The sequence below is a fragment of the Alistipes sp. An54 genome (assembly GCF_002159375.1).
Taxonomy (GTDB): Bacteria; Bacteroidota; Bacteroidia; order Bacteroidales; family Rikenellaceae; genus Alistipes; species Alistipes megaguti.
Genome location: NZ_NFIA01000001.1, coordinates 205,766 through 231,516, shown reverse-complemented (window position 1 = coordinate 231,516; position 25,751 = coordinate 205,766). Strand labels below are relative to the sequence as shown.

Sequence of the window (25,751 nt, the reverse complement as noted above, 5' to 3'; positions counted from 1 at the left end):
AAAAAGTTAAATAATGGAACCCGCTTTTAACCTTCGCAGCAGTCAGGTATATATCGGTTCGGCCGTCGAGTTGCTCCCCGAACTTCTTCCCGAGGGGCGAGTGGTCGTCGTTTCGGATGCCACGATCGACCGGCTCTACCACTCGTTCGTGGCCCCTTACGATGCGGTGCTCATCGGTTTGGGCGAAAGCATCAAGACGCTGCAGACGGTCGAGACCCTCTACCGCCGCTTCATCGAGCTGGGCGTCGACCGTTCGACCTTCGTACTGGCCATCGGCGGCGGCATTGTCACCGACGTGGCGGGTTTTGCCGCCTCGACCTACATGCGTGGGGTGAAGTTCGGATTTGTCTCCACAACCCTTCTGGGACAGGTCGACGCCTCGGTAGGCGGCAAGAACGGCGTCAATGTCGACGGCTACAAGAACATGGCCGGAACCTTCACCCAGCCGCAGTTCGTCATTTGCGACCCCTCGCTGCTGCGTTCGCTCCCCGACCGTGAGTTCCGCGCCGGACTGGCCGAAGTGGTCAAGGCGGCCGTCATTGCCGATCCGGAGCTGTTTGCCCGTCTGGAGCAGACCTCGTTCGAGGCGCTGCGTCAGGATACGGACCTGCTCTCCGACATCATCTCGGCGGCCATCCGGGTCAAGGCCGACATCGTCGAACGCGACGAACGCGAAGCGGGCGAACGCCGCAAACTCAACCTCGGCCATACGCTGGCGCACGCCATCGAGAAGTCCTCGAACCGCATGAACCACGGTGAGGCCGTAGCCGTCGGAACGGCACTGATTGCCGGGGCCGCCGTACGGTTGGGGGTGCTCGGCGAGGAGGATCGGCAGCGGATCGTCGATCTGCTTTCGCGGCTGGGTTTCGAACTCACGCCGCCGGTCGAGATGAAACGCCTGCTCAAGGAGGTCGGCAAGGACAAGAAGAACGCCGAGGGGATGCTGCGCATCGTACTGCCCGTCGGAATCGGAGACTGTCAGGTGCGGAAGATGTCGCTTCCGGAGTTCTCGGCACTCTTTGTCTGACGGCTCGCGGCCGTGGCGCCGGATTCCTCTTTTATTAATAGATTGGTCTTTCCCGGGTGATGGATTCGCCCGGGTTTATTTTGTGAGATCGGTCTCGGCGGGGGAGGACTCGGCTTCCCGCGGGCTGCCGCCGTCCCGGTCGTCGCCTCCCCGTCCGAAACGCTGGCGATAGTGGTGCGGCGAGAGCCCGCTCTGCGCCTTGAAGAATTTCCCGAACGAGGACTGATCCGAAAACCCCAGCCGATAGGCGATCTCCTTGACATCCTTGTCCGTACTCTCCAGACAGCGCCGTGCCTCGGCCGCCAGCAACCCCGCCAGATGGGCATAGACCGTGTGGCCGGTGGTACGTTTGACGATCCGCGAGAGGTAGGTGGTCGAGATGTGCAGCGCATCGGCGTAGAATCCGATGTCGTGGTGGCCGAGGTAGTTTTCGACCGAGAGCTTCTTGAACTGGCGGAAGAGCAGGTCGGCCCGTTTCATGCAGACCGGCGTGCGGTTCGATTCGTTGTCGCGGTGCAGCATGTCCGTGATCTCGAGCAGGAAGAGCCCGCACCAGTGGCGGAGGATTCCCCGGTGGAAGAGGGTGTAGGGCGAGGGCCGGTCGGCCAGCAGTTCCGCCGTGCGGAGCAGATGGCGCCACGCCGCCTCCTCCGGCCGCAGGCGAATGGCTCCGTTCGGATCGGGATACCGGGCCAGCTGGCTGTACATCGGCTGTCCGTCGGGCAGCGTGTCGAAAAAGTCGGGATCCAGGCCGATGCCGACCATTCGGAAATCTCCGCCGGCGGATTGCAGTGTACAGCTGCGGCTCGGTGTCAGGATGAGCAGATCGCCCTTTTCCAGCGTCCGCTCACCCGACGAGTCCTCCTCGCGGAGTGTGCCGTTTGTGACCATTCCGAAGAGGAAGCCCCGCTCAAGGCGCATCGCTCCGTGCGAGAGGTCGGCGGGGCGTATTTCGCGGTAGAAAACCTCCTCGCGGCTCTCCCGGGCAGGATCGGCGGTTGAATGGGTATGGGTGGCAGGGCGTGGCATGGTTCAAGCGGTTTTCGACCTCAAAGGTACGCTTTTGTTTCGGATTATACCAGTTTCGGTCGCTCCTTTCTGATCCGAATTTCGGAAGAAAAGACGAATTTTGCGCCTTGATATCATTCAAGTCCAGACATGAAAACCCAAACCCGACTGCTTTTTCGGCGCTATCTGCTCTTCGTCGTGGCATTGTTCATCAACGCCTTCGGTATTGCGCTGATCACCAAAGCCCTGCTGGGAACCTCCCCCATTACGAGCGTTACCTACGTTCTGAGCATGTTCACCCCGATGACCATGGGCCAGTGGACCATTATCCTCAATCTGGTGTTCATGCTTCTCGAACTCCCCTTCATGACGCGAGCCGACCTGAAGACCGATCGGCGGATCTTCCTGCTGCAGATTCCCGTCACGCTCTTCTTCGGTACGTTCATCGACTGTTCGATGTCGGCCCTCTTCTGGCTCACGCCCGAAGCCTATGCGGCCAAGATCGTCAGCCTGCTCATCGGCTGCGTCGTGCTGGCCGTCGGCATCGCCCTCGAGGTGAAGGTCAACATCGCCATGGCCGCCGGCGAGTACTTCGTGCGGGCCATCTCGCGACGGCTGCGCCGCGAATTCGGCTATGTCAAGCTGGCCTTTGACGTCACGCTCGTGATTCTGGCCTGTCTCCTTTCGCTCGTCTTCCTCTCCAACATCTCGGGCGTGCGCGAGGGTACGGTCACCGCCGCACTGATCGTCGGCCCGATCGTCCACTTCATCACCCCCTTCTACCGCATCTTCGACCGTTGGATCGGAGGTGAAGGAACGGCTCCGGAGGGGGAATCCGCAGCCCCGGCGGCCGACTCCCCGCAGCCGGTCGTCATCACAATCGCCCGCGAGTATGGCAGCGGCGGACATCAGTTGGGCGAAAAACTGGCCTCGATGCTGCATATTCCCCTCTACGACAATCAGTTTATCCGCCTGGCAGCGCAGAAGAGCGGTATGGACGAGGCGTATATCCTCCACAACGAGCAGTCGATTCCGTCGTTCTGGCTCAAGTGCATCTTCGCCCAGTCGAACGGCGCGCGGATGGATCACAGCCTCTCGCCCGACGACGTGCTGTTCGTGGCCGAGAGCCGGATTGTCCAGGAGCTGGCCGCGCGCGAATCGTGCGTCCTTGTCGGGCGCTGCGCCGACTTTGTGCTGCGCGACGAACCTCGTGCCGTGCGGGTTTTCTGCTGCACCGATCTGGAGAGTGCCTGCCGGCGATGCGTCGAGGAGTATGGAATCGCCCCAGACGCGGCCGAAGCCGAGGTGCGGCGCGTGAATCGCAACCGAAGGACCCACTATGAATACTATACCGGCGAACGCTGGGGCGATCCGCACCGCTACGACCTGACGGTGAACACCTCCCGCGTCTCGATCGACGATGCCGCCACGACCGTGGCCGACCTCTATCGCGACCGCATGGTGGTTGTTGCCTCCGGACGCAATTCGCTCACCGCGGCGGGAACGGCCGCTCCGGCTCCGTCCACCGCTCCGGCTCCGGAGCAGTCGCCGGCGGACGGGTCTGCCCACGCGAAGAACTGACCCTCTCCCGGCGCAGGGACTACCGCGGTGCGGAGGCGATGAAAAAAGGCAGGAATCCAATGGATTCCTGCCTTTTCTGTTTGTCGGTCGGACTATTTTTCGACCCGTTTGCGCAACTCCTCGGCATAGGCTTCCCAGTCGGTGATCGGACGGCGTGCGACGCCCGATTCGACGGCAGCACGCGCCACGGCCGTCGAGATGCGCGGCAGCAGTCTCGGATCCAGTGGCTTGGGAATCAGGTAGCTGCGTCCGAACTCCAGACTCTCCACCCCGTAGGCCTTGAGCACCGACTCCGGAACGGGTTCGCGGGTCAGTTCGGCCAGCGCATGGGCGGCGGCCAGCTTCATTGCCTCGTTGATCTTCGTGGCCCGGACGTCGAGCGCTCCGCGGAAGATGTAGGGGAATCCCAGCACGTTGTTCACCTGATTGGGATAGTCGGAACGTCCCGTGGCGAAGATGATGTCCGGACGCGAGGCCATGGCCGTTTCGTAGGCGATCTCCGGATCGGGGTTGGCCAACGCCATGACGATCGGGTTCTCGGCCATCGTCCGCAGCATTTCGGGCTTCAGCGTGTCGGCCTTCGAGACGCCCAGGAAGACGTCGGCCCCCTCGACCGCTTCGGCCAGCGTCGAGATGCGGCGTGTGGTGGCGAATTCGCGTTTCATGCGGTTGAGGTCTTCGCGGTAGATCGTCACTACGCCGTGGCTGTCGCAGAGCGTCACGTTCTGATGACGGACGCCCAGGGCGATGAAGAGTTTCGCGCAGGCGATGGCGGCGGCTCCTGCGCCGTTGACTACCACGCGCAGCTGCGAAATCTCCTTGCCGGCGATCTTGGCGCCGTTGATCAGGGCCGCCGAGGTGATGATGGCCGTACCGTGCTGGTCGTCGTGCATGAGCGGGATGTCGAGCTCCTCGCGCAGGCGGGTCTCGATCTCGAAGCACTCCGGGGCCTTGATATCCTCGAGGTTGATGCCGCCGAAGGTGGGGGCGATGGCCTTCACCGCACGCACGAACTCGTCGGGATCGGTGGCATCGACCTCGATGTCGAAGGCGTTGATGCCGGCGTAGGTCTTGAAGAGCATGCACTTGCCCTCCATGACGGGCTTTCCGGCCAGCGGGCCGATGTTGCCCAGTCCGAGTACGGCCGTTCCGTTCGAGATCACGGCCACGAGGTTGCCCTTGCCGGTGTAGGTATAGACGTCGTCGGGATTGGCCGCAATGGCTCGCGAGGGGGCTGCAACGCCCGGCGAGTAGGCCAGCGACAGATCGTAGGGGGTTTGATAGGGTTTGGTGGGCACGACACCGATCTTGCCGGGTTGCCCTTCGCTGTGGTAGCGCAGCGCCGCTTCGTCGAGTTTCGATTTGGTATCCATCTGCTTGTCGTTCTTAGTCTTTGTTTTCAATTCGGTTAATGGCAAATATAACAATTATCGCGCAGAATGTAAATTTTTTTAGATTTTTGGGCAATTTTTTTAGAAATAAAAACGCACGCCGCCTCCGGCATGAAAGGTGAGCAATCCCACCAGATTGAACTCCACGCCGTCGCCCACATCCGGGGCGCCGGTAAGGATCCATTCGCCGCCGAATCCGAGCGACAGGCCCAGCCAGCGTGTTGCCATGAATTCGACCGACGCCCGTTCGTGCAGCCCGACGCCGCCGCGTCCGGCGCGATTTCCGTCGTAGCTGCGCACGTAGCGTCCATATCCGATGCCGACCGCCTCGCGGAAAAGCCAGCGGCGTCCGGCCCGTTGCCGGGCCACGAATTCCGGAGCGACGTAGAGCAGACGGGCCGTGCTGAGGAGGCCGCTGCGTCGGGCCGAGAAGAAGCCTCCGGAGTAGATTACGCCCACGCCCAGACCCCGGCGCGAGGTCCAGTTGTAGCCGGCCGTGAGGCTCAGCCCCTCGTTGAGCGAACCCGAGTCAAAGGTCTGGAAATGAAGGGTAAATAGCAGGGCCAGATAGCCGGCATCGACAAAAAAGGTGTGCTGCGGGCGGTTGCGTGGAACCAGCCAGGGCCGCTGAACAGGCGCCTCGGAGACCGACTCCGCGAGGATTTGCTGTCCGTTGGAGGTGGCGGCGGAGACTGCGGTGGAGGCCGTTGTTGTGGCCCGGGTCTCGGCGGCGGACGGCGGGGTTGCCGATTTCGGATTGTCGGGCGCGGCGTGCAGCAGGGCGGGAGTGCCCAGCAGCAGCCCGACGAATGCGATGAGGTGGATCCGGTGCAGGTGGAGGTGTCGAAGGTTCATTTTGCGGTCAGATCGGTTTTCAGTCTTGTTCGGGGTCTGTCGAGCCGGCGGCGCGGCAGTTCGGGGCCGGCATGGTGTCCGGGGCTGTTTTCGTCCGGTCGGAGGCGGTCAGAAGAGGGTGGAGTCGCCGCTGCCGGGCGGCGTGAAGCCCAGATGCTCCCAGGCCAGCGGTGTCGCCTCGCGGCCCCGCGGTGTGCGTTTGAGGAAGCCCTCCTTGATGAGGAACGGCTCGTAGACCTCCTCGATCGTGCCGGCCTCCTCACCGACGGCCGTTGCCACGGTGTTCAGTCCGACCGGCCCGCCGTTGAATTTCTCGATGATCGTCCCCAGAATCTTGTTGTCCATCTGGTCCAGACCCCGCGAGTCGATGTTCAGCGCCGAGAGGGCGATGCGCGTGATCTCCAGGTCTATGTGTCCCTCGCCCTTGACCATGGCGAAGTCCCTCACGCGGCGCAGCAGGGCGTTGGCGATACGCGGCGTGCCGCGCGAACGCAAGGCCACCTCACGGGCGGCATCGTCGTCGATCGAGACGTCGAGAATCCGCGCCGAACGCCGTACGATGCCGGCCAGAACAGGGACGTCGTAGTACTCCAGATGGCATTGGATGCCGAAACGCGCCCGGAGCGGCGAGGTCAGCAGGCCGCTGCGCGTCGTGGCGCCGATGAGCGTGAAGGGGGCCAGTTCGATCTGGATCGAGCGGGCCGAGGGGCCCTTGTCGAGCACGATGTCGATCTTGAAGTCCTCCATGGCCGAGTAGAGATACTCCTCGACGATGGGGCTCAGGCGGTGGATCTCGTCGATGAAGAGCACGTCGCCCGGATTGAGGTTCGTCAGCAGGCCGGCCAGGTCGCCCGGCTTGTCCAGCACGGGTCCCGAGGTCACGCGCAGCTGCGCCCCCATCTCGTTGGCGATGATGTTTGCAAGGGTGGTCTTGCCCAGACCCGGAGGTCCGTGCAGCAGGACGTGGTCGAGCGAGTCGCCGCGCATGAGCGCCGCCTTGATGAAGACCCGCAGGTTGTCGACAATCTTGTCCTGTCCGGAGAAGTTCTCCAGCTCCTGCGGACGGATCTTGTTCTCGAAATCGAGATCGCTTTCGGTGTTGCGTACGATGGACATGATGCAAATATACGCTTTTTCGACGAATCCGGGAGGGTGCGGGTGCTAAAAAATCCGGCCCGTCGGCCCCGAGGGCTGACGGACCGGATCGGCTGCCGCGGCGAAGTGGCTACTCCCCGCGCGGGGCAGCGAATCGAAGCTTGATCTCCCGGTTGCCGTTTTCGCGTGTCGGGATCAGCAGGTTGATACCCTCCTTGCCCTCGAGCTCGGCGGCCAGGGGCGTGAGGTCGAACGAAATGTAGAATCCGCAGTCGGGGCCGCCCTGATCGTCCTGGTCATCGTGCAGCACCACGACGTCGAGGTAACCCTCCTTGCTCTCCTTGAACTCCGTCGTGCCGCTCTTGTCCACGGCCAGCGTGAAGGTATGCTTCGAGTTGTAGCGGCACGAATAGAGGGCGTAGAAAGTCAGCCACGACTCCGAGAGATTGAACGTCCCCACGGTATAACCCGTTTTGGCATCGCCCAGTTCGGCCAGGCGTGCGGCATCGCTGACCACCTCCGAGGTGCCCGTGTAGATCTCCTCCACGGCGTAGAGGGCGATGTTGTAGCGATAGCCCGGGATGGTCTGGTCGAGCAGCGAGAACCAGATGATGGCGCGCTGTTTCTGATCCCCGTCGGGTTTGTAGCCCGGCACGCGCGACTTGTCGCTCGGGTAGAGACGGTCGCCGTTGTCGCGCTCGAAACAGTAGTCACCGCCCTCGAGCGGGCAGACGGTCGTGATCAGCGGGGTGTTGCGCGGGTAGTCGCCGTCATCGTCGTTGCAGGAGGTGACACCCAGCATCGTCAGCGCTCCCAGCAGGAATAAACCGAATTTTTTCATAATTTCTCTATTTTGTGTTACCTTTCGCTCTTAAAACGGCGCGACGGCCGAATACTGCATGTCGGAAATATTTTTTTCATGCTCCGGCGCAGTCTTTTCCCCGCCGCCGCATTTAAAAGGTGGAACGACCGATGCAGATGGACGAAGAGATACTGGCCGAAGGGTGCAGACGGGGCGATAATGCGGCTCGCAGAGAACTGTATGATCGCTATGCGGGCCGGTTGCTGGCCATCTGCGTGCGATACGTCGGCGACCGTGCGACGGGCGAGGATCTCATGCACGATGCCTTCTTGAAGATCTACGGCGCGTTCGACCGCTTTACGTTTCGCGGCAAGGGGTCGCTGCGGGCCTGGATCGAACGCATCACGGTCAACGTGGCCCTCGAGTGGCTCCGTACGCGCAACCGCCTCGGGACACTCCCCCTCGACGAGGGGCGTGTTGCCGATACGCTGGCCGAACCGCAGGCCGCAGAGGTGGCCCGCGTGCCGCGCGAGGTGCTGATGGAGTTCGTCGCGGAGCTCCCGGACGGCTACCGCACGGTGTTCAACCTCTACTGCATCGAGGAATTGCCGCATCGCGAGATCGCCCGCCTGCTGGGAATCAACGAGAAGAGCTCCTCGTCGCAGCTGTTCCGGGCCCGGAGCCTGCTGGCCCGCCGGATCAGAACCTATTTGGAGACGCACGAATGATGAAGATGAAACGAAATACCGATTGGACCGATGTCCTGCGCAGTACGCTGCGCGACGCCGAAATCTCCCCCTCGGAAGGGAGTTGGGAGCGTCTGCAACGCGAACTCGAGGGGCGTGAACCGCACGTGCCGGAGCCCGGCATGCCGCTGCCCCGCAAAAACGGATGGAGGATCCATGGACCGCGGATTGCCGCCGCGGCCGCCGTCGTACTGATTGCCGTCGTCGCGGGAGAGCTCCTGTGGCGCTCCGGAAGCAGGGAGTTGGGGGACTTCGAGGATCCGCTTCTGGCCTCGATGACGGTGGCGGGTGACTCTGCGGTCGATCGGTCCCGGTTGTCGGCCTCGGGGTTGGCGGCCGGGAAACAGTTGCCGGCGTCGGGGGAGAACGGAATCTCCCGGCAACCGGCGTTTGGATCCGATGCGGTGGTGGAGAACCGCCCGCATGAATCGGAGTCGCTGCGGGAGACGGTTGCCCGCGCCACGGGGTGGTCGCAGGGACCGGATCAAACGACCGGGCAGAAGTCTGCAGCAGCGCTGCTGGCGCTCCGGTCGGAATCGGCGGCGGACCCGAACTCCCCGATGCAGGAGTCTCTTGCCGGGACGACCGACGATTCGTCCGTCGGGAGTTTCCGGATGGACGGGGACACCGGAGCGGATTCCCGGGGCCGTGTTTCTGCGCAGACCCGGACCGAAGCGCAGACTCGGACTAATGCGCAGACCCGGACCGATGCACAGAGCCCGACCGGTGCGCAGGGGGGCGTTGAGGCCCGAAACGGTGCCGACGCCCGAAACGGTGCCGACGCCCGAAACGATGCCGGCGCCCGAAACGGCGAGGCGGTGCAATCCCGCATAAATTCGGCCGCATCCGACTCGAAGCCCCGCGCAGCCCGGGGAGCGGGGCGGAACAAGACGGCGGCGCGTCGCGATGCCGGCTCGTTCGTCGCCTTTGCGGAGAGCTTTGCCGGGGAGCGGCCCCGCGAATCGCGGACGTCACTCTCGCTCTTTGCCGGGGGCGGTACGTCGGGTGGAAACGGATTGCAGGGCTCACCGCTGCGGAGCTCCTCCTCCATGATGGCCAATGATGTCGTGTCGGTCGTCGGCAACGGCAACAACCTGCAGCCCATGCAGCGCCGCGATTACGACAAGAGTTCCTTCCGGCACCACCTCCCGCTGAGTTTCGGACTGACCGTCCGCAAGGAGCTTCCGCACCGCTTCTCACTCGAGAGCGGGGTAGTCTACACGCTGTTGCGCTCGGACGTGCGGCTGCCCTATTCGTCGGACGATGTGAGCCAGAAGCTGCACTTCGTCGGAATCCCGCTCCGCATGAACTGGCAGTTCGTTGAGCGGGGGCCTCTGACGGCCTATCTCGGAGCCGGCGGAATGGCTGAAAAGTGCATCGCGGCAAAATTCGGCAGCCAGACCGTCGATGAGGCTGCCCTGCAATGGTCGCTGCTGGCCGCTGTCGGCGCCCAGTATCGTCTGGCCGACTATGTCGGACTCTATTTCGAACCGGAGGTCTCCTGGTATCTGACCGATACGGAGTTGCGCACGTCGCGCTCCGATGCCCCGTTGTCCCTGACGCTGCGTCTGGGTGTGCGGGTGCTTTTTTAGATGCTGAATTCTCCCGCATCCCGGCGCATTCGGAACGTCGCGGGATGAGGCGGCAGATGTGGATGTGTGGAATCCTTCCCCGATTGTTTGTATATTTTATAGGAGAGCCTCTCCGAAACCGGCAGCCAGGGTGCACTTCCTGCCGGAATGCGTGTTTGAACGTGCTGCTTACGCGATCAAATGTGCTATTTTTTATTGTTGGTAAGAAATTTGTTATTAAATTTGTAAATTAGTTGTTAGGTTGCCATAGATGTTGAATATGCTTGAATTCCAAAACTAAAGCATGCGGACTTCACAACAAAAAAAGCACAGATGCGAATTGCTTCACATCTGTGCCTGGTAGTCCCGACGGGAATCGAACCCATATCGTAAGAACCGGAATCTTGTATTCTATCCATTGAACTACGGGACCGGGACTGCAAAGATACAAAAAAAATTAAATTAACGAAAAAAAATGCGAGAAAAGCAGAATAATTGGCTCAGGATTGAGGCGGTGATCAAATGGGCGAATATGTCGACCAACTATTTTGCACGCTATATCGGCCTTGCACGAGGCGAAAACCTCTATCAGATCAAACGCGGCAACAACGGTATTTCGCTCGATGTGGCGGACCGTATCGTCGCCAAATTCCCTCAGATCGACAAACTCTGGCTGCTGACCGGCGAAGGACAAATGTTTGCCGACGAACGGTTGCGGGGCCCTCAGATTCCCTATTACGGCGTCGATGTCGAACAGGGAATTGCTAATCTCGACCGGCTCGAGGCACAATGCAATCTGATCGTTCCACCCGTCGGGGAGTGCGATCTGGCCATGTCCTATTCGGGCCGCGCCATGGGGGCCTGCGTTCCTCCCGGAACCGTCGTGCTGCTCAAGACCGTCGACCCCGATGCAATTATTCCGGGCGAAGAGTATGTGATTGTCAGCCGAAAAATTGTAACTTTGCGCATAGTTCGGTCCGCCGATGAGGCGGGAAAAGTCCGCCTGGTGGCCGGCGATCGGGAGAATTATGACGATATCCTGCTGGATACGAGCGACATAGTCTCCGTGTACAAGGTAAAAGGCAAATTGATAATCAACAGTTGAACGTATGTTTTCAGGTATCGTGGAAGGTACGGCGGAGGTAGTCGCCATCCGCTCGGACCGTCAGAACAAGGATTTTACCCTGCGGGTTCCTTTCTGCAAGGAGCTTAAAATCGATCAGAGCATAGCACATAACGGCGTATGTTTGACGGTAGTGGACATCGCCGGGGATACCTATACCGTCACGGCCATGAAGGAGACCCTCGACCGGAGCAACCTCGGACTGCTCAAGGTGGGCGATCTGGTCAATGTCGAACGCTCGATGAAACCCGACGCACTGCTCGACGGCCATATCGTCCAGGGACATGTCGACCAGACGGCCCTCTGCACGGCCAAGGAGGATGCCGACGGCAGCTGGTACTTCACCTTCCGCTACGACCCCCGCGGCGGAGGGCTCTGCACCGTGGAGAAGGGCTCGGTGACGGTCAATGGCGTGAGCCTGACGGTCTGCGACCCCACGCCCGACTCGTTCCGCGTGGCCATCATCCCCTACACCTTCGAGCACACCAATTTCTGCCGCATCGAGGTGGGAACGGTCGTCAATCTCGAATTCGACATCATCGGCAAGTACATCGCCCGACTGATGCAAAACTACATGAAGTAAGCCTATGGTAACCATCAAGACTAAGGAGGGCGCCTCGTTGTGGATCGCCCTGCTGGCTGCGGTTCTGGTGGCCGTGGTCATGATTCTGCTCGACGTCGTATGGTGGCTGACGCTCTGTGTGGCGGCCGGCGTCTTTGTCGTCGTGGCGCTGGCGGCGCTGTTCATCATCCGCAAGTATGTGGCTTACAAGCTCAAACCCATCTACTCGATCGTTCTTTCGCGCGATGTCCATACCCGGGAGATCTTCTCCGAACTGCAGGACAAGAAGGTCGAGAACATCGGCGAGGAGCTCACCGCCTGGGCCGATACCAACGACCGGGAGATCGCCCGCCTGAAGGAGGCCGAGCAGTTCCGCAAGCAGTATCTGGGCAACGTGGCCCACGAACTGAAGACCCCGATCTTCAACGTGCAGGGCTACATCTCGACGCTGCTGGACGGCGGTCTGGAGGATGAACTCATCAACCGCAAGTACCTCGAACGCGCCGAAAAGAGCATCGACCGGCTGATCAATATCGTCAACGACCTGGATACGATCTCGAAACTCGAGAGCAGCATGAACAAGCTCGACATGGAGAAGTTCGACGTTGTGGCGCTGGCCAAGGAGATTGCCGATCAGGCCGAGATGGAGGCCGACAAGAAGGGGATCAAGATCTCGGTCAAGGGGGCCGACAACCTGCCGTCGCCCTTCTGGGTCATGGCCGACAAACACTACATCGGCCAGGTCTTCGTCAACCTGATTATCAACTCGATCCGCTACGGCAAGGAGGGCGGTCTGACGCGCATCCGTTTCCGCGACATGCTGGACAAGATCCTCGTCGAGGTCGAAGACAACGGTCTGGGCATCGGCAAGGAGGATCTGCCGCGCGTCTTCGAGCGCTTCTACCGCACGGACAAGGGACGTTCGCGCGAACAGGGCGGTACGGGACTCGGTCTGGCCATCGTCAAACACATCATCGAGGCTCACGGCGAACGCATCACCGTGCGCAGCGAACCGGGCGTGGGCAGCACCTTCTCCTTTACGCTCAAGAAGGTCAACCTGCAGGATATCAAATAGTCTGCCGGACCATCCGCCCGTCGGTCGGGATCGGCTCGACCTCCGGGCGGCGGAGAACCAATCATGACTTGAATAGATGTTACAGATACCTTTGATGATACAACCGCTTACCGTCGTATGGGATTTCGATCCGGTGTTGTTCCGGATCGGCACGTTCGATATCCGCTATTACGGACTGATGTGGGCGCTGGCCATCCTGATCGGCGCCAAATTCTTCGATAACTTCTGCAAACGCGAGGGCCTTCCGTCGAAGGTTTCGGAGTCGATCTTCGTCTACGGCACGATCGCCACGATCCTCGGCGCCCGTCTCGGCCACTGCCTCTTTTACGATCCCGTGGAGTATCTCTCCAAACCGTGGACCATCATCACGGGCTTCCGCGACGGCGGTATGGCCAGCCACGGCGCCGCCATCGGTCTGCTGATCGGGCTGTGGCTCTTCTCGCGCAAGAACCGGCTTCCGTACGTCTGGTCGCTCGACCGCATCATGATCCCGGTCGGCATCGGCGGCGCAATCGTCCGCATGGGCAACCTCTTCAATTCGGAGATCTTCGGACGCGCCACCACGCTGCCCTGGGGCTTCGAATTCGTCCGCTCGCACAAGTGGGTCACCGAGTATGCCCCGGCGGCCGTCCATCCCACGCAGATCTACGAGGCGCTCTGCTACGTGGTGACCTTCGCCATCCTCTGCTGGCTCTATTACCGCAAGGACATGGCCCGTCGCCATCCGGGCGTACTGTTCGGCATCGGCCTGATCGGCGTCTTCCTGACGCGCTTCTTCCTCGAATTCATCAAGACCGAGCAGGAGTCGTTCGAAGTCGGCTGGGCCCTCGACATGGGGCAGTGGCTGAGCATTCCCTTCATCGTGCTGGGTGTCTGCATGATCTGGCGGGGAGCGAAGCACCCGGCTGCGGCGGCCTCCATCCCGGGGCAGCATGCCGCGTCGGCTGCCGCCGCAAAACGGCATCCGGCCGAAAAACAGCACTCGGCCGCGGAGCCCGCTGCACAGGAGAGTCCCGTTGCGAAAAGCCGCAAGAATCATAAAAAGATCAGAAAATGAACACCAATCCGATGACCGAACAGGTCGCCCGACTCGTGGGCAATCTGCTGGCCGGGGGTAAAACGATCTGCCTGCCCGGCGTCGGTTCGTTGCGCGTCGAGCGTCAACCGGCCCGGCGGATCGACCGCCGGCATGTCGTGCCGCCTTGTCGGACGGTGCAGTTCTCGTCGCAGGAGTGCGGCCTATCGCTCGTCGAGGAGATCGGCCGCGTGCTGCGGGTCAACGGCGTACGGCCCGAGGATCCGCGTCCCGAGGCGCAGAAGGTCTACGACCGCTGGCTGGCTCAGGTCCGGGAGGAGGAGCGGTTGACCATCGTCGGCGTCGGGGTGTTGCAGTTCAAGAATTTCAAACTCGACGAGGCGTTCGACCGCCGGCTCAACCCCCAGGGGCATGAGGCGGTTCGTGTACGGGCGCCGCGACGGTTCGATGCCGTGCTGTGGATCGGCGTGGCGGCGATCGTCTGTGTGGCGGGTTTCACGGCCTGGTGGTGGCTCGGTGAACGGGAGATGCGGCAGGAGATGCGGAGTGCCGTGGCGGATCGGGCCGTAGAGCGTCGGGACGCGGCGGTGAGAACGGACGCCGATTCGTTGGCCGCAGCCTCGGCCGGGACGGACTCCACGACGAGGATTGCCTCGTCGGAGAGCGTCGTGCCGGCCTCGGGGTCGGAGCAGGCCGCGCTGCAGGGTCCGGCGGAACAAGCTCCGGCGACGGCTGCGCACCCGGTGCAAACCCCGACGGCAACTTCGCAAACGCCGGCAGCTTCGCAGACGCCGGCAGCTCCGCAGACGACCGCCCGCAGCGACAGCCGTCCGACACCGGAGGCGGGGCCGTCCCGTCTGGTGTCGGGACGGAACTATGTCGTGATGGGGGTTTTCAGTTCGGAACGGAATGCGCGGCGGGCGGCGGCCGAAGCCTCGGCCAAGGAGCCGGCCGTGACGTGCGGCATCTACCGCTTCGGTTCGAAATTCATGGTCTCGCCCTTCGAATCGGATGACGCGGAGGCGTGTCGTCTCTATATCCGTGCCCACGAAGAGCGTTTCCCCGGCATGTGGACCTATACCGCCCGGTAATGCGTCTCTCGGAGTGGATCATTCGCGGCATCGACCGCTTCTACATTCGTCCCGTCGCGGCCATCCTGCCCCGGCAGGTCTTCCATTATGCCGTTTGCGGGGGCTTCACCTACCTGGTCTTCGACCCGGTCTGCTATTCGCTGCTCTACAACTTTCTGGTCGGATACCGCTATTTCGATCTGGGCTTCGTCGTCCTTTCGCCCCACATTGCGGCGATGATCCTTGTCTTTCCCTGCACCTTTTTCGTGGGATTCTGGCTTAACCGTTACGTGGCCTTCCGCCGCTCGCCCGTAGGGGCGGGGACGCAACTCTTCCGCTATCTGTTGTCGATCGCGGGGTCGATCCTGCTGACCTATGCCGGCTTGAAATTCTTTGTCGAGGTGTGCGGCATCTGGCCCACCCCGGCCAAGGTGCTCACGACGCTTCTTACGACGGTATACAGTTTTCTGGCGGCCAAGTATTTCACCTTCCGCCACGCCGAAAAGGGTTGACCGTGCCGTCGGGTGCTATCAGGGGATTGGCTCGTAGCTGATTTCAGACTCCTCGTCCGTCCGCTCGATCTTCATGATGACCGGACGCAATCCGTCGTTGCAGGAGCAGATGGCCACACCCTCTTTCGTGATCCAGTCTCCGTAGTAGAATGTGCCGGCGCCGTGCGAAAGGGCGAAAACATATTGGTAGATGGCCTTCCAGGCCTCGTCGCAGAAACCTTCGGGTTTGGCATAGTCGGCGTAGAAAACCTGGCCTTCGCGCATCATGGGGCAACGGGTGAATTCCGGCCCGGCATATTCACGCGCGAGATCCTCCTGGAGTGTTCGTTTCAGAATAGTGATTTTGCAACGTTTCATGCATGTATTGGGTTTGTTGTGAATTTCGATTGACGCGGGGGTATGGAATGACGGTTGGATAGGCGGAACTGGATCCCGATGGCTATCGCTGGTTCTCCTCGCGCAGTTTCTGCAGTTCGTACATCCGGTCGCGGAACTTCGCGGCGGCCAGGAAGTCGAGCGATTTGGCCGCCCGTTCCATGTCCTCGCGGGCACGGGCAATCAGTTCGTCGAGATTCTCGCCCAGAGCGGGTGTCGGCGAGCCGGCCGTGTAGCCCTTCTGCACGTCGGAGGCCACGGCGTAGTGCTCCTCCATGATGGGGTAGGCCGTCGGGATGTTGCCTTCGGCCGTCTCGCGCCCGGCCAGCAGATTGCTCGGCCCCGCGCCGCTCTTCTGGGCGCGCCGCGGCAGCATCTCGTGCTCCATGTTGAAGCGGACCTGTTTTTCGCGGCGACGGTTGCTCTGTTCGATGGCGTAGCGCATCGACTCGGTGCAGGTGTCGGCGTAGAGGATCACGTTGCCCTGCGAGTGGCGTGCGGCACGTCCGGCAATCTGCGTCAGCGACCGCACGTTGCGCAGGAAGCCCTCCTTGTCGGCGTCGAGTATCGCCACCAGCGCCACCTCGGGAAGGTCCAGTCCCTCGCGCAGCAGGTTCACGCCCACCAGCACGTCGAACAGCCCGTTGCGCAGATCCTCGAGAATCTGGATGCGTTCGAGCGTGTCGACGTCCGAATGGATGTAGCGGTTGCGCACCCCCACGCGGTCGAAATATTTCGAAAGCTCCTCGGCCATGCGTTTGGTGATGGTCGTCACGAGCACCTTGTCGTCGTTCCTGACCCGCTTGTCGATCTCCTCGATCAGGTCGTCGATCTGGTTGAGCGTCACGCGCACCTCCAGCGGCGGGTCGACGAGTCCCGTGGGTCGGATCAGCTGTTCGGCAATCACCCCTTCGCTCTTCATCAGCTCCCAGTCGGCCGGCGTGGCGCTGACGTAGATCGTCGTCCCCTGCAGCTGCTCGAACTCGGCGAAGGTCAGCGGGCGGTTGTCTTTGGCTGCCGGCAGCCGAAAGCCGTACTCCACGAGGTTCTCCTTGCGGGCGCGGTCGCCGCCGTACATGGCGTGGACCTGCGGCAGCGTGACGTGGCTCTCGTCGATGACCATCAGGTAATCCTTCGGGAAGTAGTCCAGCAGGCAGAAGGGGCGCGTTCCGGCGGCGCGGCCGTCGAAGTAGCGCGAGTAGTTCTCGATGCCGGGGCAGTAGCCCAGCTCCTTGATCATCTCCAGGTCGTACTCCACGCGCTGCTTGATGCGCTGCGCCTCGACCATGCGCCCCTGGCTCTCGAAGAACTCGATCTGCTTGCCCAGGTCGAGGTAGATCTGCTGTACGGCCGTATTGATGCGCTCCTTGGTCGTCACGAAGAGGTTCGTGGGGTAGAGCGTCAGCGAGTCGAGCGTCTGGATGCGCTGTCCCGTGACGGGATCGATCGACTGGATGGCCTCGATCTCGTTGTCGAAGAACATCACCCGGAAGCACTGGTTGCCGAATTCGCCGAAGGCCGCCATGATATCGACCGTGTCGCCGTTGACGCGGAAGGTCGCAGGCTCCAGATCGCGTTCCGTGCGGGTGTAGAGTGCCTCGACCAGCTTGTAGAGGAACTGCTTGTAGCTGACGACCTGTCCCACCTCGATGTGGATGGCCGTGGCATGGAAATCGGCCGGGTTGCCCGCGCCGTAGAGGCACGAGACGCTCGAGACGACCACCACGTCGCGGCGTCCCGAGAGCAGGGTGGCCACGGTCTGCAGCCGCAGCTTCTCGATGTCGGCGTTGATCGAGAGATCCTTTTCGATGTAGGTGTCCGAGGCGGGGAGATAGGCTTCGGGCTGGTAGTAGTCGTAGTAGGAGACGAAATACTCGACGGCATTCTCGGGAAAGAAGTTGCGGAATTCGCCGTAGAGCTGCGCCGCGAGGGTCTTGTTGTGGCTCAGGACCAACGTCGGGCGGTTGAGCTGCGCGATGACGTTGGCCACGGTGAAGGTCTTGCCCGAGCCCGTGACGCCGAGCAGGACGTTGTGTTTCGAGCCGTGGCGGATCGAACCGACAAGCTGCGAGATCGCTTCCGGCTGGTCGCCCATCGGGGCGTAGTCCGATACGAGTTTGAAGTCCATGCCGCAAAGATAGGGATAAAATGGCGAAAGTGCGCCTCTGCGGGGTGCTTTTGTGGGGAGGATCCGCCTCCTGGGAGCGGGTCGCGGCGGCTTTCCGGTAACGCCCGGGCGGGTGCCGCGCGTAATTTTTAGCCGGCAATCGCTCCGCTTTCGGCCGATTATTCGTACCTTTGTGGGCTATGATCGACCGCGAAACAGTTGACCGCATCTACGCCGCCGCCAATATCGTTGATATCGTCGGCGACTACGTCACGCTCAAACGCAAGGGCGTGAACTATGTCGCCTGCTGTCCGTTCCACAACGAGAAGACCCCGTCGTTCGTCGTTTCCCCCTCGAAGGGCGTGTACAAGTGTTTCGGTTGCGGGAAGGGCGGCAACGCCGTGACGTTCGTCATGGAGCAGGAGGGGGTGAGCTACCCCGAGGCGCTGAAGATGGTGGCCAAACGCTACGGTATCGAGGTCAAGGAGGAGGCGATGACCGAAGAGGAGCTCCGCCGCAACGACGACCGCGAGTCGATGTTCGTGCTCAACGGCTGGGCCGCGGAATACTTCGCCAACTACCTCCACCGCGACTCCGAAGGAATCAACGTCGGTCTGGCCTACTTCCGGCAGAAGCGCGGTTTGACCGATGCCACGATCAAGAAGTTTGGTCTCGGATTCTGCCCCTCGAAGGGTGACCGGATGTCGCAGGATGCCCTGGCGGCCGGTTACAAGCGGGAGTTCCTCCTCTCGACGGGTCTCTCGCTGGTGAGCGAGCGAAACGGCGGGCTCTACGACCGCTTCCGCGACCGGGTGATCTTCCCCGTGCACAATATCTCGGGCCGGATCGTCGCCTTCGGCGGCCGCACGCTGCGCACCGACAAGCAGGTGGCCAAGTACCAGAACTCGCCCGAGAGCGAGATCTACAGCAAGAAACGCGAACTCTACGGCCTCTACTTCGCCAAGAAGGCCATCCAGCAGCAGAACTTCGCCATCATGGTCGAGGGGTATCTCGACGTGATCTCGATGCACCAGGCCGGGATCGAGAATGTCGTCGCCTCGTCGGGCACGTCGCTCACGACGGAGCAGATCCGCCTGCTGGGGCGCTTCACGAAGAACATCACGGTGATTTACGACGGTGATTCGGCCGGCATCCACGCCTCGCTGCGCGGTATCGACATGATTCTCAAGGAGGGGATGAACGTGCGGGTGGTGCTGCTGCCCGAACCCGAGGACCCCGACTCGTTCGCCCGCAGCCATACGGCCGCCGAGGTGCAGGAGTACATTCGCGCCAACGAACAGGATTTCCTCGAATTCAAGGCGCGGCTGCTGCTCCAGGATGCGCAGGGCGATCCGATCCGCAAGGCGGCCCTGATCGGCGACATGGTGCAGTCGATCGCGCAGATTCCCGATTCGATCCAGCGTTCGGTCTACATCAAGGAGTGTTCGCGGATCATGGACATCGACGAACAGATCCTCATCGGCGAGGTGGCCCGCAAACGGCTCACGACGTCGGGCGACCGCGAGACGGACGACTTCCTGCGGCGTCAGGCCGCGGCCCGGCAGCGCGAAACGGTGCAGCCCCAGCGTCCCGAGGCGGAGTATGCGCAGAAGGTTGAGGCGGGGAGCAGTTTCGAGGCGCTGGAGCGCGAGATCGTCAAGTATCTGCTCAAGTACGGCCATTGCTCGTTCGATTTCAAGGAGGGGCGCACGATGGTGTCGTGCAACGTTGCCGAGGTGATCTTTTCCGAATTGAGCGACGACCAGATCGTCTTCCGCAACCCGGTCTATGCCAAGATCATGGCCGTCTACCGCGAACAGTGGGAGCTGTCTGGTCCGGGAGTTGAGGTGCCGGCGCACCTCTTCCTGAACCACATCGACCCGCAGGTCTGCTCGGCGGCGGTGGACATCCTCACCTCGGACGACAACTACGTTCCCAGTGAATTGTGGAAGCGCAAGGAGATCCACGTCGAGAGCGAAGCCGAGATGCTGGCTGTCGGGGTCCCGAAGGCCGTGACGCTCTACAAGTCGAAGGTCGTCGAGGCGTTGATCAAGGAGCTGCAGGGGCGTCTTGCCGACGAAAGCCTTCCGGAAGAGGAGGAGCAGGAGGTGATCCAGCGGCTGAACAACTACAACCGCGTGAAGGTCACCATGGCCAAAAAACTGGACCGACTGATTTTATGAAAAAGGGGGCGGGCCGCGGGTTGTACACGCATCACTGCGCATACCGTGTGCAAACAGAAAATAAACAGAAAGATGTGTAAAAACATATCAAAGATAAAAGAATTGGTTACCTTGACCGTTACCCACCCCCGCGGAGAGATTTCGCAATTTGTATGCCGTTTTTGAGTATATGAACGAACAGAAGAAGATAAATATCCGGAACAAGCGCGCAACGTTCGACTATGAGATTCTCGAAGAGTACGTTGCGGGCATCGTGCTCGTCGGCACGGAGATCAAGTCGATCCGTGCGGGCAAGGTCTCGATGGTGGACTCGTTCTGCTATTTCGACAAGGGCGAACTGTGGATCCGCGGCGTCAACATCGCCGAGTATGCCTGGGGCACGTGCAACAACCACGTGCCGCGCCGCGACCGCAAGCTGCTGCTCACACGCCGCGAACTGTTGAAACTCCAGCGCGCCTCACAGGACCGCGGACTGACGATCGTCGGGCTGCGGCTCTTCCTGAACGAGCGCGGACTGGTGAAGGTGGTCGTCGGGCTGGCCCGCGGCCGCAAGTCGTACGACAAACGCGAGTATCTGAAGGAGAACGACGCCCGCCGCGAGATGGACAAGGCGATGAAAAACTTCCGCCGATGATCCGGGCCGTCTTTCTGGATGTCGACGGGACGCTGATCAGTTTCCGCACGCACGAGGTGCCGGCGTCGGCCGTCGAGGCGCTCCGTCGGGCGCACGATGGCGGGGTGCGCCTCTTCATCGCGACGGGACGCGCCGTGACCGATCTCGAACCGTTGGCCCCGATTCCGTATGACGGGGTGGTGGCCCTGAACGGCTGCGAGTGCGTGATGAACGACGGCGAGGTGGTGACGCGCCATCCGATCCCGCGCGAGGCCTTCGAACGGGCCATGGAGCTCTCCGAGGCGTGGAATTTCCCGATGGCGCTGGAGTTGAACGACGGCATCTTCGTCAACCGCGTAACCCCCGTTGTCGAGGAGTTGTCCCGGCTGATTGCCCATCCGATTCCGCAGGCGGTCGACCTGCGGCGGCTGTTCGACCGCGGTGACTGCTGCCAGATGTGTTTCTACATCGATCCGGAACTCGAGAAGCGGGTGATGGAGCAGTTGCCGTCGCTCTCGTCCAGCCGCTGGTGCCCGATTTTCGCCGATGTGAATCTGCGTGGAATCGACAAGGCGACCGGTGTGACCGAATTGGCCGGGCGGTTCGGCATTGCCCTGTCGGAGGTCATGACCTTCGGCGACGGAGGCAATGACGTGCCGATGTTGCGTGCGGCCGGAATCGGGGTGGCGATGGGCAACGGCTGCGCCGAAGCCCTGGAGGCGGCCGACTGGGTGACCGCGTCGGTCGACGACGACGGAATCCGCCGGGCGCTGGAGCATTTCGGCGTGATCGCCGGGCCCGGGGCGGAGTGATCCGCCGGTCCGTACGGGACCGGACGGGAGAGAAAGAGGTCCGAGGCGGTGTGATCTGCGGACCGGACGGGAAAGAAAGGAGCCGGGGGTGATCCACGGGCCGGGACCGACCCGATTAATGAATTTGTGAACAGCTAAAAACGATAAGAGTATGTCTTTGATTCTCTGTATTGAAACCGGCACGGACATCTGCTCCGTAGGAATCGCCCGCGACGGCGTGCTGCTGTCGCTGCGCGAGAGCGACGAGGGGCGTGACCACGCCCGCAAGGTGGGTGTTTTCGTCGACGAACTGTTGCGCGAAACGGGCATTGCCCCCGACGATCTGGATGCCGTGGCCGTCGGCAAGGGCCCCGGCTCCTACACCGGACTGCGTATCGGCGTCTCGTTTGCCAAGGGGTTGTGCTACGGACTGCAGAAACCGTTGCTGGCCGTCGGATCGCTCGATGCGCTGGTCGAGGTGGCCCGCGAGGATTACGAGGCCGGCATCATCTCGGTCGACCGGTGGAACGAGGCGCGGCTGTGTCCGATGGTCGACGCCCGCCGCATGGAGGTCTATGCCCAGCTCTTCGATACGCAGGGTGAACCGCTGACGGAGGTTTCGGCCGAGGTAATCACGGAGGAGAGTTTCGCGTCGTATCGCAACGACGGACGTCCGTTCGTCATTTTCGGAAACGGGGCCCGCAAGTGTGCCGGGGTGCTCAAGGGCGCAACGCTCGTGGAGGTGACCCCTTCGGCGCGCGGCCTGGCCCGGCTGGCCCAGAAGGCCCTCGACGAGGGACGCACGGAGGATATCGCCTATTTCGAACCCTTCTATCTGAAGGATTTCGTCGTCATGACCTCCCGGAAGAAGCTCTTCTGACGGATCGCAGCCGCCTGTCGCAATGACCCGGGATGAGTTGATTACGCTGCTGTCGGAGCGTTGGCAGGAGCATTTCGCCGACGAGGCGGCCTCCCGGATTTTGGACGCCGAAGCCGTCGGAGATCTCTACCGCTTGATCACCTCTCCGTGGGCGGAGATTCCGAAACCCCTCCGGCACAAGCTTCTCTTCCGGGGCGCCTATGTGCTGGAACGGATCTATTTCCGCGATCGAAGCGCCTTTGCCCCCTGTGCGGAGGATTTTTGCTGCTCGGCCTTCCCGGCGTGTACGGACCCGAGTGCCCGGCGTCACTTCGGCAAGATCATGGTCGACCTGCTGGAGCATGCCGGTCCCGATGCGCCGACGTTGGACCGCATTGCCGAAACAGCGGCCGAATGGGTCGCGGATCCGTCGGCGAAGATCGCCGTGCGGATCTGGGCCGTGGAGGTGTTGAAACGCTGCCGCGGGCGTGTGGCATGGGTTGAAGAGATTTGGAACGATCTGCTGGAGCTGCAGTCCGCCGGGGCTACGCCCGGGATCGAGAGCCGGATGCGCCGCAGCTGGCGGGCTGACCGCTCCGCCGAGGCGTGAGCCGTATTGCAGAGAAGACAAGAAAAGCTCCTGACCTCTTCGGTCAGGAGCTTTTTGATGGCGGTCCGGCGACCGGTGTGGACGACTATTCGGTGTCGCGGTCGCTGCCGAGCTGGCGGTGGAGTTTCTCCTTGAACGACGCACCGATGATCTCCATGCGGTCGGTGGTCTCGAACATCCGCTGCAGCGCCTCGTCGAACTCCGAGATCCGCTCCAGCGCCGTTTCCGGGTACTCGAGGATGAAGTTCGGACACTGCGATACGCGGAGATACTCGCGCGGAAGCAGCAGGTAGGTTTCGCCGAAGCGGCCCTGTTCGAGCTTGAACTCCACGGTCAGATCCACGCAGCGCTTGAAAATCCCGCTCTTGCCGTAGAGCAGCTCCTGTTTCGTCAGGGCCTCGTCGTCGAGCGTCAGCTCCACAACGAGCGGCCGGTCGCATGCCATGGCCCGCGTGTGGATCACCGGGGCCAGCGTGTAGGCGTCGTAGGTCCACTCTCCGGCCTTCGGGAAACGCGCATAGGGGATCTCCTCGCCGTTGATCGTGATGCGGCGGGGCGGGAAGGTGGCCGGAAAGCGCAGTTCGTAACTGCGGCTCTGCGGAGCGCCGGCATAGCTGCCCTGACGGGCGGCGATTTCGGCCCGGATGACGTTGCCCGTCTGCCGTTTGGTGATCAGCGTGGTGGCATATTCGGTGGTGTAGCGCTGGCTTGTGCCGTCGTCCTCGTAGTGGCGGAGCTCTCCGTCGCCGCCCGGGACGAAGGTCAGAACCAGCGTGTCGCATGCCTGCTGGAGGTTGCTGATCTGTTCGGGATTCATCGGCAGGATGGCTCCGGCGCGGACGTACCAGGGATTCTCGGCCAGCGTATAGTGAAGCCGGCGGACGGTGCCGCCGTCGTACATCGCCCCCGTCGCCATGTCGTACCAGCGGCCCTGCGGAAACCAGATCTTCCGCTCGGCAAGCCCCGACAGCGAATCGACGGGCCGGGTGATGGCCGTGGCCAGAATATCGTTGCCGAAGAGATATTCCTCGTTGCTGGTGTAGGCTTCGTCGGTTTCGGGGTATTCGTAGTAGAGCGGGCGGCAGATGCCGATTCCCGTATCGTAGTTCTCCCGGGCGGCGTTGTAGATGTAGGGGGCCAGCGTGTAGCGCAGGCGGATGGCGTCACGCATGTAGAACATCTGGTCGGGGAAGGCCCAGATGTAGCGTTCGATGCGCGGGTCCTTCGTGGAGTGGGTCTTGAAGATCGGGGTGAAGACGCCGTACTGCAGCCAGCGCGTGTAGAGTTCGGGATCGGTCTTTTTCTGGTCGTTGTGGAACATGTGGCCGCCGATGTCATGACCCCAATAGCCGTAGTTGACGTTCGACGAGGTGGCCGTGAACCAGGGCAGGAAGGCCAGTGTCGCCCACGTGGCGTAGGTGTCGCCCGAGAAGGCCAGCGGATAGCGGTGCGAACCCAGTCCGCCCCAGCGGTGGTAAATGAAGGGCCGGTTGTCGGGACTGATCATCTCGGCATGCCGGAAGAAGGTGTGGTTCAGCCAGAAGGTGTTCGAAAGCCCGGGGGTGAACTTCGATTCGCGCCACTGCTGCCAGTCGAGCCACCAGAAGTCGACACCCTGCTTCTCCATCGGTCCGAGTACGGTGTTGAAATAGGCGTCGGCCCATTTGCGTTCGTCGATGTGGAAGGGAACGCTTTTGCCCGTCTCTTTCCAGCCGTACTCGCGGGTGAAGGGCTCGTAGACATCCTCGTAGGGCTGGATGCCCGATGCCGGGTGGAGGTTCAGGGCCACCTTCAGATCCTCGGTTTTGGCCCAGCGGAGGAAGTTCTCCGGCGAGGGGAACAGCTCCTTCTGCCAGGTGTAACCCGTCCAGCCGATGCGCTGTCCATACTCGTCCTTCGGCGGATTTTTCTTGCGCAGGCTCCAGGTCTCGTGCCAGTCCATGTCGACGATCAGTACGTCGATGGGCACCTCCATCGAACGGATCTTCGCAATCAGATCGCGGAATTCATTGTCGGAGTATTGCCAGTAGCGGCTCCACCAGTATCCGAAGGTGTATTTCGGCGGCAGGGGAGCCCGTCCGGCAATCTGCTGGAAATCGGCCAGCGCCTGTTTGTAGTCGTGTCCGTAGGCGAACAGGTAGAGGTCCTGACGGTCGCCTGCGGGGCGCGGCGCAACCCACTCTCCCCACGGGGAGTCGTCGGCGACGAACAGGTGGCGGCTGCTGTCGTCCACCAGAGCCCATCCCGAGCGCGAAAGCAGGCCCGGTTCCATGGGTTCGCGTCCGAGTTTGTCGCCGTCGCAGCCGTCCAGCGTGCGGGTCGTGCCCATGAGGTTCTGCGGATCCTCCATGCCCGGAGTCCAGGTCACGTCGCGGCCGTTGAGGCGGAAGGTCACCTTCAGGTTCTGCTCCGTGAACCGCCCCTGCTTGAGGTAGGTGAGGGTCAGGGCCGAGGTCTGAATGGTCAGTTTCGAGCGGCTGTCGCGCACCCGGAATTCGGGAACGGGGAGCTCTCGATTGATGAACGTCAGGGTTGCACGATCTTCGAAATGTCCGTCCTGGCTCCACTCCATGCGGATGAGCTGCGGAGTGAGTACGGTGAAACGGGCGTTCCCGGTCGTGACGACCGACTGCGGATCGGCCTTCGGATTGGCCGCGGCGGCCGGGAGCATCAGCGTCAGGGCCGCCAGAAATGTGGTAACACGTTTCATATATGAATGATTTGAGTTGGGGTTCGTTACAGGGACCGCGCCGTGTGCT

General features: G+C 62.0%; 23 protein-coding genes and 1 tRNA gene. 15 read left to right on the top strand and 9 right to left on the bottom strand.

Features of this window, described 5'->3' with window-relative positions:
* The first annotated feature begins 13 nt into the window (after positions 1 to 13).
* Positions 14 to 1,027, top strand: coding sequence for a 3-dehydroquinate synthase (gene aroB, locus B5G09_RS00865; RefSeq protein WP_087308883.1), 1,014 nt, complete (start codon positions 14 to 16; stop codon positions 1,025 to 1,027).
* Positions 1,028 to 1,102: 75 nt separating this feature from the next.
* Here the strand turns inward: aroB and B5G09_RS00860 are convergent, their stop codons facing one another.
* A complete protein-coding gene (locus tag B5G09_RS00860; RefSeq protein ID WP_087403638.1) occupies positions 1,103 to 2,056 on the bottom strand; it encodes a helix-turn-helix domain-containing protein in 954 nt (317 codons plus the stop codon).
* A 129-nt stretch (positions 2,057 to 2,185) separates the two neighbouring features.
* Here B5G09_RS00860 and B5G09_RS00855 point away from each other — a divergent pair, with 129 nt between their 5' ends.
* Entirely contained in the window at positions 2,186 to 3,616 is a 1,431-nt protein-coding gene (locus B5G09_RS00855; RefSeq protein WP_087403637.1) for a cytidylate kinase family protein, read from the top strand.
* Positions 3,617 to 3,708: 92 nt separating this feature from the next.
* On the opposite strand, the gene B5G09_RS00850 is transcribed toward B5G09_RS00855, so the two are convergent.
* From B5G09_RS00850 to B5G09_RS00835, 4 genes are all read right to left on the bottom strand, one after another.
* Positions 3,709 to 4,989, bottom strand: coding sequence for a malic enzyme-like NAD(P)-binding protein (locus tag B5G09_RS00850; RefSeq protein WP_087309070.1), 1,281 nt, complete (start codon positions 4,987 to 4,989; stop codon positions 3,709 to 3,711).
* Between the two features lie 99 nt (positions 4,990 to 5,088).
* A complete protein-coding gene (locus B5G09_RS00845) occupies positions 5,089 to 5,862 on the bottom strand; it encodes a hypothetical protein (protein ID WP_087403636.1) in 774 nt (257 codons plus the stop codon).
* Positions 5,863 to 5,970: 108 nt separating this feature from the next.
* On the bottom strand, positions 5,971 to 6,978 hold the full coding sequence (gene ruvB, locus B5G09_RS00840; RefSeq protein WP_087308886.1) for a Holliday junction branch migration DNA helicase RuvB: 1,008 nt from the start codon (positions 6,976 to 6,978) through the stop codon (positions 5,971 to 5,973).
* Between the two features lie 109 nt (positions 6,979 to 7,087).
* A complete protein-coding gene (locus tag B5G09_RS00835) occupies positions 7,088 to 7,798 on the bottom strand; it encodes a NigD-like N-terminal domain-containing protein (RefSeq protein ID WP_087403635.1) in 711 nt (236 codons plus the stop codon).
* Between the two features lie 137 nt (positions 7,799 to 7,935).
* Between B5G09_RS00835 and B5G09_RS00830 the strand changes: the two genes are divergently transcribed.
* Positions 7,936 to 8,487 (top strand): RNA polymerase sigma factor, encoded by a 552-nt coding sequence (locus B5G09_RS00830; RefSeq protein ID WP_087403867.1) that lies wholly within the window; start codon positions 7,936 to 7,938, stop codon positions 8,485 to 8,487.
* Positions 8,488 to 8,492: 5 nt separating this feature from the next.
* Entirely contained in the window at positions 8,493 to 10,097 is a 1,605-nt protein-coding gene (locus B5G09_RS00825) for a hypothetical protein (protein ID WP_143256444.1), read from the top strand.
* A 337-nt stretch (positions 10,098 to 10,434) separates the two neighbouring features.
* Here the strand turns inward: B5G09_RS00825 and B5G09_RS00820 are convergent.
* Positions 10,435 to 10,509 (bottom strand) — tRNA-Arg (locus tag B5G09_RS00820).
* A 42-nt stretch (positions 10,510 to 10,551) separates the two neighbouring features.
* On the opposite strand from B5G09_RS00820, the gene B5G09_RS00815 reads away from it, so the two are divergent.
* The 6 genes from B5G09_RS00815 to B5G09_RS00790 all read left to right on the top strand — a co-directional run bounded on the left by B5G09_RS00815 (position 10,552) and on the right by B5G09_RS00790 (position 15,454).
* A complete protein-coding gene (locus B5G09_RS00815; RefSeq protein ID WP_087308889.1) occupies positions 10,552 to 11,181 on the top strand; it encodes a hypothetical protein in 630 nt (209 codons plus the stop codon).
* A gap of 4 nt (positions 11,182 to 11,185) precedes the next feature.
* Positions 11,186 to 11,782 carry a riboflavin synthase gene (locus tag B5G09_RS00810; protein WP_087308890.1) on the top strand — a complete coding sequence of 199 codons (597 nt, stop codon included), beginning with the start codon at positions 11,186 to 11,188 and terminating at the stop codon, positions 11,780 to 11,782.
* Positions 11,783 to 11,786: 4 nt separating this feature from the next.
* The gene (locus tag B5G09_RS00805; RefSeq protein WP_087403633.1) at positions 11,787 to 12,836 is read left to right on the top strand and encodes an ATP-binding protein; all 1,050 of its coding nucleotides are present in this window, start codon (positions 11,787 to 11,789) and stop codon (positions 12,834 to 12,836) included.
* Between the two features lie 94 nt (positions 12,837 to 12,930).
* The gene (gene lgt / locus B5G09_RS00800; protein ID WP_087308892.1) at positions 12,931 to 13,893 is read left to right on the top strand and encodes a prolipoprotein diacylglyceryl transferase; all 963 of its coding nucleotides are present in this window, start codon (positions 12,931 to 12,933) and stop codon (positions 13,891 to 13,893) included.
* Entirely contained in the window at positions 13,890 to 14,963 is a 1,074-nt protein-coding gene (locus B5G09_RS00795; RefSeq protein WP_241147519.1) for a hypothetical protein, read from the top strand. Before lgt ends, B5G09_RS00795 begins: the two co-directional genes overlap by 4 nt.
* On the top strand, positions 14,963 to 15,454 hold the full coding sequence (locus B5G09_RS00790) for a GtrA family protein (protein WP_087308893.1): 492 nt from the start codon (positions 14,963 to 14,965) through the stop codon (positions 15,452 to 15,454). Before B5G09_RS00795 ends, B5G09_RS00790 begins: the two co-directional genes overlap by 1 nt.
* 18 nt (positions 15,455 to 15,472) lie before the next feature.
* Here the strand turns inward: B5G09_RS00790 and B5G09_RS00785 are convergent, their stop codons facing one another.
* Together B5G09_RS00785 and uvrB are read right to left on the bottom strand one after the other, a co-directional pair.
* Entirely contained in the window at positions 15,473 to 15,811 is a 339-nt protein-coding gene (locus tag B5G09_RS00785; protein ID WP_087403632.1) for a TIGR04076 family protein, read from the bottom strand.
* An 82-nt stretch (positions 15,812 to 15,893) separates the two neighbouring features.
* Positions 15,894 to 17,957 (bottom strand): excinuclease ABC subunit UvrB, encoded by a 2,064-nt coding sequence (gene uvrB / locus B5G09_RS00780; protein WP_087308895.1) that lies wholly within the window; start codon positions 17,955 to 17,957, stop codon positions 15,894 to 15,896.
* 179 nt (positions 17,958 to 18,136) lie between these two features.
* Between uvrB and dnaG the strand changes: the two genes are divergently transcribed.
* From dnaG to B5G09_RS00755, 5 genes are all read left to right on the top strand, one after another.
* Entirely contained in the window at positions 18,137 to 20,119 is a 1,983-nt protein-coding gene (gene dnaG, locus B5G09_RS00775) for a DNA primase (RefSeq protein WP_087403631.1), read from the top strand.
* A 169-nt stretch (positions 20,120 to 20,288) separates the two neighbouring features.
* Positions 20,289 to 20,753, top strand: a complete 465-nt coding sequence (gene smpB, locus B5G09_RS00770) for an SsrA-binding protein SmpB (RefSeq protein WP_087403630.1) — start codon at positions 20,289 to 20,291, stop codon at positions 20,751 to 20,753.
* Positions 20,750 to 21,544 carry a Cof-type HAD-IIB family hydrolase gene (locus B5G09_RS00765; protein WP_087403629.1) on the top strand — a complete coding sequence of 265 codons (795 nt, stop codon included), beginning with the start codon at positions 20,750 to 20,752 and terminating at the stop codon, positions 21,542 to 21,544. Before smpB ends, B5G09_RS00765 begins: the two co-directional genes overlap by 4 nt.
* A gap of 151 nt (positions 21,545 to 21,695) precedes the next feature.
* The gene (tsaB, locus tag B5G09_RS00760) at positions 21,696 to 22,403 is read left to right on the top strand and encodes a tRNA (adenosine(37)-N6)-threonylcarbamoyltransferase complex dimerization subunit type 1 TsaB (RefSeq protein WP_087308899.1); all 708 of its coding nucleotides are present in this window, start codon (positions 21,696 to 21,698) and stop codon (positions 22,401 to 22,403) included.
* Positions 22,404 to 22,425: 22 nt separating this feature from the next.
* Entirely contained in the window at positions 22,426 to 22,992 is a 567-nt protein-coding gene (locus B5G09_RS00755; protein ID WP_087403628.1) for a hypothetical protein, read from the top strand.
* An 85-nt stretch (positions 22,993 to 23,077) separates the two neighbouring features.
* Here the strand turns inward: B5G09_RS00755 and B5G09_RS00750 are convergent, their stop codons facing one another.
* Positions 23,078 to 25,702 carry a TIM-barrel domain-containing protein gene (locus tag B5G09_RS00750; protein WP_087403627.1) on the bottom strand — a complete coding sequence of 875 codons (2,625 nt, stop codon included), beginning with the start codon at positions 25,700 to 25,702 and terminating at the stop codon, positions 23,078 to 23,080.
* Between the last annotated feature and the right edge of the window lie 49 nt (positions 25,703 to 25,751).

Excerpts from the sequence above, each read along its gene's own strand:
- aroB (WP_087308883.1), top strand. The coding sequence starts at position 14 with ATGGAACCCGCTTTTAACCTTCGCAGCAGTCAGGTATATATCGGTTCG.
- B5G09_RS00860 (WP_087403638.1), bottom strand. The coding sequence starts at position 2,056 with ATGCCACGCCCTGCCACCCATACCCATTCAACCGCCGATCCTGCCCGG.
- B5G09_RS00855 (WP_087403637.1), top strand. The coding sequence starts at position 2,186 with ATGAAAACCCAAACCCGACTGCTTTTTCGGCGCTATCTGCTCTTCGTC.
- B5G09_RS00850 (WP_087309070.1), bottom strand. The coding sequence starts at position 4,989 with ATGGATACCAAATCGAAACTCGACGAAGCGGCGCTGCGCTACCACAGC.
- B5G09_RS00845 (WP_087403636.1), bottom strand. The coding sequence starts at position 5,862 with ATGAACCTTCGACACCTCCACCTGCACCGGATCCACCTCATCGCATTC.
- ruvB (WP_087308886.1), bottom strand. The coding sequence starts at position 6,978 with ATGTCCATCGTACGCAACACCGAAAGCGATCTCGATTTCGAGAACAAG.
- B5G09_RS00835 (WP_087403635.1), bottom strand. The coding sequence starts at position 7,798 with ATGAAAAAATTCGGTTTATTCCTGCTGGGAGCGCTGACGATGCTGGGT.
- B5G09_RS00830 (WP_087403867.1), top strand. The coding sequence starts at position 7,936 with ATGGACGAAGAGATACTGGCCGAAGGGTGCAGACGGGGCGATAATGCG.
- B5G09_RS00825 (WP_143256444.1), top strand. The coding sequence starts at position 8,493 with ATGAAACGAAATACCGATTGGACCGATGTCCTGCGCAGTACGCTGCGC.
- B5G09_RS00815 (WP_087308889.1), top strand. The coding sequence starts at position 10,552 with ATGCGAGAAAAGCAGAATAATTGGCTCAGGATTGAGGCGGTGATCAAA.
- B5G09_RS00810 (WP_087308890.1), top strand. The coding sequence starts at position 11,186 with ATGTTTTCAGGTATCGTGGAAGGTACGGCGGAGGTAGTCGCCATCCGC.
- B5G09_RS00805 (WP_087403633.1), top strand. The coding sequence starts at position 11,787 with ATGGTAACCATCAAGACTAAGGAGGGCGCCTCGTTGTGGATCGCCCTG.
- lgt (WP_087308892.1), top strand. The coding sequence starts at position 12,931 with ATGATACAACCGCTTACCGTCGTATGGGATTTCGATCCGGTGTTGTTC.
- B5G09_RS00795 (WP_241147519.1), top strand. The coding sequence starts at position 13,890 with ATGAACACCAATCCGATGACCGAACAGGTCGCCCGACTCGTGGGCAAT.
- B5G09_RS00790 (WP_087308893.1), top strand. The coding sequence starts at position 14,963 with ATGCGTCTCTCGGAGTGGATCATTCGCGGCATCGACCGCTTCTACATT.
- B5G09_RS00785 (WP_087403632.1), bottom strand. The coding sequence starts at position 15,811 with ATGAAACGTTGCAAAATCACTATTCTGAAACGAACACTCCAGGAGGAT.
- uvrB (WP_087308895.1), bottom strand. The coding sequence starts at position 17,957 with ATGGACTTCAAACTCGTATCGGACTACGCCCCGATGGGCGACCAGCCG.
- dnaG (WP_087403631.1), top strand. The coding sequence starts at position 18,137 with ATGATCGACCGCGAAACAGTTGACCGCATCTACGCCGCCGCCAATATC.
- smpB (WP_087403630.1), top strand. The coding sequence starts at position 20,289 with ATGAACGAACAGAAGAAGATAAATATCCGGAACAAGCGCGCAACGTTC.
- B5G09_RS00765 (WP_087403629.1), top strand. The coding sequence starts at position 20,750 with ATGATCCGGGCCGTCTTTCTGGATGTCGACGGGACGCTGATCAGTTTC.
- tsaB (WP_087308899.1), top strand. The coding sequence starts at position 21,696 with ATGTCTTTGATTCTCTGTATTGAAACCGGCACGGACATCTGCTCCGTA.
- B5G09_RS00755 (WP_087403628.1), top strand. The coding sequence starts at position 22,426 with ATGACCCGGGATGAGTTGATTACGCTGCTGTCGGAGCGTTGGCAGGAG.
- B5G09_RS00750 (WP_087403627.1), bottom strand. The coding sequence starts at position 25,702 with ATGAAACGTGTTACCACATTTCTGGCGGCCCTGACGCTGATGCTCCCG.